At 69.6% G+C, this 9,993-nt stretch carries 9 protein-coding genes and 1 pseudogene; 2 read left to right on the top strand and 8 right to left on the bottom strand.

What is annotated here, in order from left to right:
* Nucleotides 1-227, top strand: a pseudogene (locus FRW57_RS11710) (hypothetical protein); the annotation flags it as partial.
* Between the two features lie 28 nt (nucleotides 228-255).
* Here the strand turns inward: FRW57_RS11710 and FRW57_RS11715 are convergent.
* Nucleotides 256-1,056 (bottom strand): dioxygenase family protein, encoded by an 801-nt coding sequence (locus FRW57_RS11715; protein ID WP_137120428.1) that lies wholly within the window; start codon nucleotides 1,054-1,056, stop codon nucleotides 256-258.
* Nucleotides 1,057-1,230: 174 nt separating this feature from the next.
* Between FRW57_RS11715 and topA the strand changes: the two genes are divergently transcribed.
* A complete protein-coding gene (gene topA, locus FRW57_RS11720) occupies nucleotides 1,231-3,978 on the top strand; it encodes a type I DNA topoisomerase (RefSeq protein ID WP_238999400.1) in 2,748 nt (915 codons plus the stop codon).
* A 103-nt stretch (nucleotides 3,979-4,081) separates the two neighbouring features.
* Here topA and FRW57_RS11725 read toward each other — a convergent pair whose 3' ends face one another.
* The 7 genes from FRW57_RS11725 to FRW57_RS11755 all read right to left on the bottom strand — a co-directional run.
* Entirely contained in the window at nucleotides 4,082-5,098 is a 1,017-nt protein-coding gene (locus FRW57_RS11725) for a branched-chain amino acid ABC transporter permease (protein ID WP_152186068.1), read from the bottom strand.
* Entirely contained in the window at nucleotides 5,095-5,964 is an 870-nt protein-coding gene (locus tag FRW57_RS11730; protein WP_137120431.1) for a branched-chain amino acid ABC transporter permease, read from the bottom strand. Before FRW57_RS11730 ends, FRW57_RS11725 begins: the two co-directional genes overlap by 4 nt.
* A 34-nt stretch (nucleotides 5,965-5,998) precedes the next feature.
* Nucleotides 5,999-7,234 (bottom strand): ABC transporter substrate-binding protein, encoded by a 1,236-nt coding sequence (locus FRW57_RS11735; protein WP_203230307.1) that lies wholly within the window; start codon nucleotides 7,232-7,234, stop codon nucleotides 5,999-6,001.
* Nucleotides 7,235-7,271: 37 nt separating this feature from the next.
* Complete coding sequence (locus FRW57_RS11740) at nucleotides 7,272-7,967, bottom strand: ABC transporter ATP-binding protein (protein WP_152186069.1); 696 nt, start codon at nucleotides 7,965-7,967, stop codon at nucleotides 7,272-7,274.
* Entirely contained in the window at nucleotides 7,960-8,730 is a 771-nt protein-coding gene (locus tag FRW57_RS11745) for an ABC transporter ATP-binding protein (protein WP_152186070.1), read from the bottom strand. Before FRW57_RS11745 ends, FRW57_RS11740 begins: the two co-directional genes overlap by 8 nt.
* Nucleotides 8,731-8,872: 142 nt before the next feature.
* On the bottom strand, nucleotides 8,873-9,370 hold the full coding sequence (locus tag FRW57_RS11750) for a nucleoside deaminase (RefSeq protein WP_137120433.1): 498 nt from the start codon (nucleotides 9,368-9,370) through the stop codon (nucleotides 8,873-8,875).
* A gap of 106 nt (nucleotides 9,371-9,476) precedes the next feature.
* Nucleotides 9,477-9,993: PLP-dependent transferase (locus FRW57_RS11755; RefSeq protein ID WP_203230308.1), on the bottom strand; the 517-nt coding region annotated here is incomplete at its 5' end.

Genomic DNA, 9,993 nt, shown 5'->3' on the forward strand with positions numbered 1-9,993 from the left:
ATCGACGGTGGCTTGGGGCGGGTGTGGCGCTGAGCCTGGCAACGCTCATCCTGCAGATCTCCTTTCCAGTGGGGCTGGCGATTGCACTTGTCGGTCTGACCGCCGGTCAGGCGCTGGACGCCATCGCCGCGCTGCTGCAGACCTCCGCGGAGGCCGTGCGGGCCAGGGCGTTACCGCAGATCCACGAGCTGGTCGCCGACGGCCTGCTGGTGCGCCCGGAGAGGTGATGGCCCGCCGCAGCCGCCTGCCGCCGGTTCAGGCGAGTTGCCAGGACCGCTTGGACAGGCCGTACCAGAACCCCTCGATCGAGCTGGTGGCCTCGCCGAGCGATCCGCCGCCCGACTCGTAGGACGCCCCGAGCGACACGAAGAGCGGTGCGAAGTGCTCCGTGCGGGGGTGCGCCTCGTGGGCGGCCGGGGCGCGGTGCAGGAAGTCGATCAGCGCGTCCACGTCACCGCCCTCGATGACCTCGCGGCTCCACGCGTCGAACTCCTGCGAGGCGGTCGGCGCAGGGGCGTCGGCGGGGGCGTGCGGGTTGAACCAGCGCAGGTTGTGGGTGGTGAACCCCGACCCGATGATCAAGGTGCCCTGGTCACGCAACGGCGCGAGGCGGCGGCCGAGCCCGAAGAGCCCGGCCGGGTCCAGCGTGGGCATGGACAGCTGGACGACGGGCACATCCGCCTCCGGATACATCTCGACCAGCGGCACGTAGGCCCCGTGGTCCAGCCCACGGCTCTCCTCGCGGTGCACTGTGCTGCCGGGTGAGGCGAGCAGCTTGCTGACGTCGTCGGCGAGCTCTGGTGCACCGGGCGCGGCATACGTGACGTCGTAGTAGCGCTGGGGGAAGCCCCAGAAGTCATAGACCAGCGGCACCGTCGAGGTGGACGACAGCGTCACCGGCGCGGCCTCCCAGTGCGCGGAGACCATGAGGATGTTCCTGGGCCGGGGCAAGGCCGCCGACCAGGTCGCGAGCTCCCGGGTCCAGGTGGCGTCGTCGGCCAGCGGGGGAGCGCCGTGGCTGAGGTAGAGGACCGGCATACGCGTTGTCTCGGACATGACCACAGTCTACCCTATAGTTGAACGTTCAACTAATGTATGACGTGACTCACCACCGCCGCGATGCTTATCCGCTCACGGTCTGCCAGCCGGACGCGTTACGGTCTACCCGCACCACCACGTCCGAGCAGCGACGAATCCGCTGCACGTGGGGAGCAGGACAAGGGGTATTCCGTGGCAGCAGCAACCGGCCGCAAACTGGTCATCGTCGAATCTCCGGCCAAGGCCAAGAAGATCGGCGAGTTCCTCGGCAAGGACTACGACGTCGACGCCAGCGTCGGGCACATTCGCGACCTTCCCACCCCCAGCGAGATGCCGGCGGACATGAAGAAGGGTCCCTACGGCAAGTTCGCTGTGGACGTGAACAACGGGTTCGATGCCTACTACGTCGTCGACCCCGACAAGAAGAAGAAGGTCTCCGAGCTCAAGCGGCTGCTCAAGGGCGCAGACGAGTTGCTGCTCGCCACCGATGAGGACCGCGAGGGAGAGGCCATCGCCTGGCACCTGCTCGAGGTGCTCAAGCCCAAGGTTCCCGTCAAGCGGATGGTCTTCCACGAGATCACCAAGGAGGCGATCCAGCGCGCGGCCCACGAGACGCGTGACCTGGACACCCGCCTGGTCGACGCGCAGGAGACCCGCAGGATCCTCGACCGCCTCTACGGTTACGAGGTTTCGCCGGTGCTGTGGCGCAAGGTGCGCCAGGGCCTGTCCGCCGGTCGCGTGCAGTCGGTCGCGACTCGCATGGTGGTCGAGCGGGAGCGTCTGCGGATGGCCTTCCGCAGCGCGTCCTACTGGGACGTCGAGGGCGAGTTCGCGCCCGAATCCGCTGCGGGGCAGGCCTTCACGGCCCGGCTGACCGGCGTCGACGGGCGCCGGGTGGCCTCCGGCCGTGACTTCAAGGACGACGGCACCCTCAAGGCCGACAACGTCGTCCACCTGGACGAGGCTGCCGCCACGGCGATCGCGATCAGCGTCACCGCGGCCGACGTCTCGGTCACGAGCGTCGCCGAGAAGCCTTATACCCGCAGGCCTTCCGCGCCCTTCACCACCTCCACCCTGCAGCAGGAGGCGAGCCGGAAGCTGCGGATGAGCAGCAAGAACGCCATGCGCGTGGCCCAGCGGCTCTACGAGAACGGCTACATCACCTACATGCGCACGGACTCCACGACGCTGTCGGAGTCGGCGCTCACCGCCGCCCGTGGCCAGGCACGTGACCTGTATGGCGCGGAGTACGTCCCCGACGCACCCCGCCGCTACGAGAAGAAGGTCAAGAACGCCCAGGAGGCGCACGAGGCGATCCGCCCGGCGGGTGATCGGTTCCGCACTCCCGCGCAGGTCGCCGGCGAGCTGCGCGGCGAGGAGTTCGCGCTCTACGAGCTGGTCTGGAAGCGCACCGTCGCCTCACAGATGGCCGACGCCCGCGGGTCGACCGCAACCGTCAGGCTCGGTGCCACGCTGTCCGACGGCCGGACCGTCGAGTTCTCGGCCAGCGGCACCGTCATCACCTTCCGCGGGTTCCTCGCGGCCTATGAGGAGGGGCGCGACGAGGAGACCCTCGCCCGGTCCGCCCAGGAGGCCGAGGAGCGCCGGCTGCCCAAGCTGTCCGAGGGCGTCGCGCTCGACGTGCTGCGTGCGGAGGCCGACGGCCACGAGACCAGCCCGCCCGCTCGTTATACGGAAGCCACGTTGGTCAGGGCCATGGAGGAGAAGGGGATCGGGCGACCCTCGACCTACGCCGCCACCGTGGGCACGATCCAGGACCGTGGCTACGTGCGCAACCGCGGCTCGGCGCTGATCCCGACCTGGCTGGCCTTCGCCGTGACCCGGCTGCTCGAGGAGCACTTCTCGACGCTGGTCGACTACGACTTCACCGCGTCGATGGAGGAGGACCTCGACCAGATCGCGGGTGGCCAGCGGGAGCGCGTGGAGTGGCTGGAGCGCTTCTACTTCGGTGACGAGGCGCAGTCCGTCGAGGGGTTGCGCCACCTGGTCGACGACCTCGGGGAGATCGATGCCCGGGAGATCTCGACGATCCCCATCGGCGACGGCATGGTCGTCCGGGTGGGCCGGTACGGGCCCTACGTCGAGGAGGTCGTGCCCGAGGGCGTCGACCCGGCGACCGGTGAGGTGACCGACGGGGCCTTGGTCGAGGGCGCGGGCAAGCCCCGGCGGGCCACCATCACCGACGACCTGGCGCCCGACGAGATGACGCCGGCCAAGGCCCGCGAGCTGCTCGAGGCTGCTGCGGACGACGGGCGGGTGCTCGGTCAGGACCCGGAGACCGGGCGCGACATCATCGCCAAGTCGGGCCGCTACGGTCCTTATGTCACCGAGGTGCTGCCCGATGAGCTGGCGGCCAAGAAGGGCAAGGCCAAGGTCAAGCCCAGGACGGCCAGCCTGTTCCAGGACATGGACCTGGCCACGATCGACCTGGAGACCGCGCTGCGGCTGCTCAGCCTGCCCCGGGTGGTCGGTACGGACCCGGAGTCGGGCGACGACATCACGGCGCAGAACGGTCGCTACGGCCCCTACCTCAAGAAGGGCACGGACTCGCGCTCGTTGCAGTCGGAGCCGCAGCTGTTCACCATCACGCTCGAGGAAGCGCTCGCGATCTACGCCCAGCCCAAGCAACGCGGACGGGCGGCCGCCACCGCGCTGAAGGAGCTCGGCGAGGACCCGGCGTCCGGCAAGCCGGTGGTGGTCAAGGACGGCCGGTTCGGGCCCTACGTCACGGACGGCGAGACCAACGCCACGCTGCGCAAGGACGATGACCCCGACGCGATCACGCCCGCGCGGGGCTTCGAGCTGCTCGCGGAAAAGCGCGCCAAGGGGCCGACGACCCGCAAGCGGACCACGCGCAAGACCACCAAGAAGACCGCGAAGAAGACGGCAAAGAAGGCGACCAAGAAGTCCAGCACCTGACCCACCCCTGCTCCGCCCAGGCGCCTTTGCTCACCTCAAACCGGTCCTGGGCCGGGCGGGAGCGGTCTGAGACGAGCAAAGCGGTCTGACGCGAGCACAGGTGTCAGTCGCGGGGCGCTCGGTGCCGGCGGTCGGCCAGGCCCTGCAGCACCGTGCGCGCCGTCCCCCACAGGCCGCGGCGGAACAACAGCACGATCACGATGAAGATCGAGCCGGTGATGATGCCGATGCCATCGAAGCCGATCGTGGCCAGCTTGTCCTCGAGCAGCACCACCAGGGCCGCCCCCACGGGGCCTCCCCACAGGGTGCCGATCCCGCCGAGCACGGGCAGTACGACCTTGCCCGAGGTGGTCCAGGCCAGCTCCTGCAGCGACGCGAAGCCGTGGCTGATCGAGAAGACGCCGCCCGCGAGCCCGGCCAGCCCGGCCGACAGCACGAAGACCACCACCTTGTAGCGCTCCACGTCATACCCGAGGGCCCTGGCCCGGGCGGGGTTGTCGCGGATGGCCACCAGGACGCGGCCGAACGGCGAGTGCAGGATCCGCCAGGCGGCCCAGGCGCCGAGCAGGATGAGCCCGACGGCGGCGTAGTAGAAGTAGAACGCGTCGGTCTCCACCTGCTCGATCCCGAAGAAGCTCCTGGGGATTCCCTGCAGGCCGTTCTCGCCTCCGGTCAGGCTGTGCCACTGGTTGGCGACGAAGTAGATCATCTGCGCGAAGGCCAGCGTGACCATGGCGAAGTAGATGCCCGTGCGGCGCACGGACAGGTAGCCGATCGGCACGGCGATGAGCATGGCGAAGAGCATGCCGCCGAGGATCGCGACCGGGAACGGCACACCGACGTGTATGGCGATCAGTCCGGTCACGTAGGCCGAGGAGCCCCAGAAGGCCGCGTGACCGAAGGAGAGCAGCCCGGTGTAGCCGAGCAGCAGGTCGACCGAGATCGCGAACAGCGCCCACGCGGCGATGTCCATCGCGACCGGCGGGTAGACGAACCAGGGCAGCGCGATGGCAGCGACCAGACCGATGGCGAGCAGCACCCAGCGCACGGTGCTGCGCCGTGCCGGCGCGACCTCGGCGGTCTGCTCGAGCTGGGCTGTGGGAGCCGACTGCTCGGTCATGCTGTCTCCTGACGCCCGAAGAGGCCGGCCGGCCGCACCAGGATGACCAGCGCCATGAGGACGAAGATGGCGATCTGTGAGAAGGACGAGGCGTAGGCCTGGCCGTAGGCCTCCACGAGCCCGACGAGGAAGCCCGCGACGACCGCGCCGAGGACCGAGCCCAGGCCGCCGATCACCACCACCGCAAACAGGATGATCACGAAGTTGCCGCCCATGTCTGCGGTGATCGCGCGGAACGGCGCCGCGAGCACCCCGGCCAGACCGGCGAGCCCGATGCCGAACCCGAAGACCGGTGTCACCCAACGGTTCACGTTGATGCCGAGGGCGCGGGTGCGCTCCGGCTCCTCGGTCGAGGCGCGGACGATCATGCCGATGCGGGTGCGGGTGAGCAGCAGCCACACCAGGACGCAGACGAGCATGGAGAAGGCGAACACGAAGACCTGGTAGGTCGGCAGGCTCAGTGATCCCAGGTGGAGTTGGCCCCGCAGCCCGGCAGGCTGTTCGTAGGGGAGGCCGGACACGCCATACCGACGCTTGACCAGGTCGACCAGCACCAGGGCGATGCCGAAGGTGAGCAGGAAGTTGTAGAGCACGTCGAGCCGCAGCAGCCACTGCACGAAGACGCGTTCGAGCAGGACGCCGAAGAGGAACATCAGGATCGGCACGATGACCAACGCTGGCCAGAAGTGCAGACCCACGACGTCGAGGAGCACCGCGGACACCACTGCCCCGAGCATGTAGCAGGCGCCGTGGGCGAAGTTGACCACACCGAGCACGCCGAAGATCACGGCGAGCCCGAGGGCTGCCAGGGCGTAGAAGCCGCCGGCTGCCAGGCCCTGCAACGTGTACTGGATGAAGGCACTCATGACTTCCTCTGGTCGCTCCTCGACCGTCCGGTGGTCAGAGCGAGCACGCCTTCGAGACCGGTTCGTAGGCGTCGGCGGCGGGGATCGTGTTGATGATCTTCTCGTAGTCCCAGGGCTCGTTGACCTCGCTCTTCTTCTTCACCTCGGCGAGGTAGGTGTCGTGGATGACGTTGTGGTCGGCGCGCACCTCACCGTCACGGAGGAAGACGTCGTTGAGCTTCTTGCCCTCGAGCTCGCCGACCACCGCGTCCGAGTCGTCGGTGCCGGCCCGCTGGACCGCCTCGAGGTACTGCAGCGCGGCGGAGTAGTTCGCGGCGTGGGCGAACGACGGCCGGGTGTCGGTCTTCTCCTTGAACCGGTCGGCCCACTCGCGGTTCTTCTTGTCGAAGTTCCAGTACCACGCATCGGTGAAGGTGGTGCCCGCGAACTGGTCGACGCCGAGCGAGTGGATGTCGGTGATGAACATCAGGCCCACCGCCAGCGTCGCCTTGTCCCGCATCCCCGACTGGTTGAACTGCTTGACGAAGTTGATCAGGTCACCGCCAGCGGCCATGGTGCCGATCACGTCGGGTTTGCTCGAGGCGGCCTTGGTGATGAAGGTGGCGAAGTTGTCGTTGGGGAAGGGCGTCGGGATGCTCTGCTGCACCGTGCCGCCCCCCTCCTTGATCGCGGAGGTGAACGACTTGTTCATGTCCTGGCCGAACGCGTAGTCGGGATAGACCAGGCTCCACTTCTTCCCACCGTTCTTCACCTGGCTCGCGGCGCCCTTGGCGAGCATCGCCGTGTCGTAGGCCCAGTGGAAGGTGTACTTGTTGCACGAGGCACCCGTCAGCTCCGTCGTCCCGGCGCCCACGTCGATGAAGAGCTTCTTCTTCTGCTTGGCCACCCCTGCCACCGCGAGCGCCGCCGACGAGGTGGGCACGTCGAGGATGATGTCGGCCTTCTGCCGGTCATACATCTCCTGCGCCTTGGTGTTGGCGATGTCCGGCTTGTTCTGGTGATCCGCGCTGATCACCTCGATGTCGGACGCGACGGCCTTGTCGCCGTACTTCTTCTGGTAGTCGGCGACGGCCATCTTGACGGCCTCGACGCTGTTGGGCCCGGACAGGTCCTTGTAGACGCCGGACTGGTCGTTGAGCACGGCGAGCACGACCTTGTCGTCGCTGATCTTGCCGCCCCCCGCGCTCGGACCGCCGCCGCCACAGCCGGCGAGCACCAGCGCACCGGTCATGCAGGCCGCGATCGCGGCGCTCTTGGTCTTGCGTGCCATGTCGACTCCTTGGGGGTCAGCGGGTGGAGGTGGTGGGTCAGATGCCGAGGTGCTCGAGCAGCTCGTGCTCGCGGGCCTGGAACTGCGCGTTGTCCAGCTGCTCGACGACGCGGCCCTGGGCCAGCAGGTAGTGGCGGTCGGCGACGGTGGCCGCGAAGGTGACGTTCTGCTCCACGAGCAGGACACCGACGCCGTGGTCGGTGATCTGGCGGATGATCTCGCCGATGCGCTGGACGATGACCGGGGCCAGGCCCTCGCTGGGCTCGTCGAGGAGCAGCAACGAGGAACCCATGCGCAGCACCCGGGCCATCGCGAGCATCTGCTGCTCGCCACCCGACAGCTGGGTGCCCATGGAGGCCCGCCGGTCGGCCAGCGCCGGGAACGCCTCGTAGATCTGCTCGACCGGCCAGGCGCGGTCGGCGGAGACGACGGGGGGAAGCGTGAGGTTCTCCTCGACGGTGAGGCTCGCGTAGATCCCACGGTCGTCGGGGACCCAGCCGATCCCTGCCCGGGCCCGGGCGTTGGGGGAGAGGCGGTCGAGGTCGCGCTCGTCGAGGCGCAGCTGCCCCTCGAGGCTGCGGTGCAGGCCCATGACACACCGCAGCAGCGTCGTCTTGCCGGCGCCGTTGCGGCCCACCAGGGTGGCGACCTCACCCTCGTGCACCGCGAGGGACACGTCGGTCAAAACCTGCGCCTCGCCATACCAGGCAGACAGGCACGTCACCTCAAGCATGGGGTTGTCCGAGGTATGCCGTGACCACGTCAGGGTTGGTGCGCACCTCGTCGTAGGTCCCCTCGGCGAGGATCTCGCCCTGCTGCAGGACGGTCACCCGGTCGGCGAGGCTGCCCACGACGTGCATGTTGTGGTCGACGAGAACGACGGTGCGGCCGGTGGCGATCCGCCGCACCAGCTCGATGGTGCGGTCCACGTCTTCCAGACCCATGCCGGCGGTCGGCTCGTCGAGTAGCAGCAGCTTGGGGTCGAGGGCCAGCGCGAGCGCGAGCTCGAGGGCCCGCTTCTGCCCGTAGGCGAACTGGCCGGCCGGGCGGTGGGCGGGGTGCGCCATACCGACCTGGTCGAGCAGCTCGTCGGCGCGTCCGTGGAAGGTCGCGAGGCGGCGCTCGGACTGCCAGAACCGCCGGCCGAGCCCGGTCGGGGAGGCGAGCGCCAGCTCGAGGTGCTCGAGGGCGGTCAGCTGGTCGAACAGGCTGGTGATCTGGAAGGAACGGGCGACGCCGAGGTGCGCGATCTGCTCGGGCTGCTGCCCGGTGATGTCGCGGCCCTCGAGGGTGATCGTGCCCGAGGTCGGGGTGAGGAATCCGGTGAGCAGGTTGAACAACGTCGTCTTGCCCGCGCCGTTGGGCCCGACCAACGCCTGGACCGTGCCCCTCTCGATGTCGAGGTCGACGCCGCGGACCGCCTGGAAGCCACGGAACTCCTTGGTGAGCCCGCGAGTTGCGAGCAGGACCTCGCGCTCCGTGCGGGCCGGTGCCATGGGACTCCCTTCGAGCATCGCGGCTCGGCCGCAGCGAGGGGCCGAGTGCCAGAACGCTAGGGCCGCGCGCCGCGGGCCATCTATGGGCCCGGGGGACACGAACCGGCCCCGCACCATATCGGCGGAGCACACCCCTGTCGGGTCAGGCGTCGCCGGCGACGGAGCGGCGGTGCAGCTCGCGCATCTCCTCATCGAGCCCGGTCACGGGCCCTTCCACCGCGACCTGAGGGGCCACCTCCTGGACCGGGATGGGGCGCACCGGCGAGTCGGGCGCGCCGAGCTCGCGGCGCCAGCCGACCAGCTGCGCGGAGGAGTGGATGTAGACGATCCGCCCCAGTCCGACCCAGCCGTGCGCGGCCGAGCACATCGGACAGTGCTCACCCGAGGTGAAGACGCTGGCCGCCGCGCGCTCCGGCGCGGTGAGGTGGCTCGCCGCCCACCGCGCCAGCGCGAACTCCGGGTGCCGCGTCTCGTCGCCGCGCGACACCTCATGGTTGCGGTCCTCGGCCAGCATGGTGCCGTCGCCGCCGACCAGCACCGAGCCGAAGGGGCCGTCGCCGTCGGCCAGCGCCTCACGCGCCAGCTCGATGCAGCGGCGCAGGTGCCCCAGCTCGGCCTCGTTGGGCTGGTATGCCGTCATCCTCGCTCCCGTCCCCGTCGTGGCAGTCCGGGGCCCAGCCTAGGCCGGGCCCCGGCGGATCTTCGTGACGTTTTCGGTCGCTGTGGGCGAGCGGGGACCGGGAGGATCAGGTGGTGGGGGTGACGGCGCCGAGGGCCTTGTCGAGGTCGACGATCAGGTCGCTGGGGTCCTCGAGGCCGACCGAAAGGCGCAGCACCGACGCGGCCGGGCGTGCCTCGGGCGCGACGGGCCGGTGGGTCAGCGACGCCGGGTGCTGGATGAGGCTGTCGACGCCGCCGAGCGACACGGCGTGGGTGATGAGCTGCACCGCGTCCGCGACCTGCGCGGCCGCGGCATACCCACCGCGCACGCTGAAGGCGAGCACCGCTCCGGGACCGGACATCTGGCGTCCGACGAGTCCCTGCGGGTCGCATCCGGCGAGGCCGGGGTAGTGGACCGCGTCGACAGCGGGCTGTTCGGCGAGCCACTCGGCGAGCCGGCGGGCGCCGTCCTGCTGGGCGCGGACGCGGATGGTCAGGGTCTGCAGCCCACGGTGCAGCTGGTAGGCCGCGATCGGGTGCAGCAGCCCGCCGGTGAGCGCGCGCACCTGGCGCAGCCGGCTCGACCACTCGGGGCCGGCCGCG

Origin of the sequence: Segeticoccus rhizosphaerae (genome assembly GCF_009192725.1) — a bacterium.
GTDB classification, from domain to species: domain Bacteria; phylum Actinomycetota; class Actinomycetes; order Actinomycetales; family Dermatophilaceae; genus Segeticoccus; species Segeticoccus rhizosphaerae.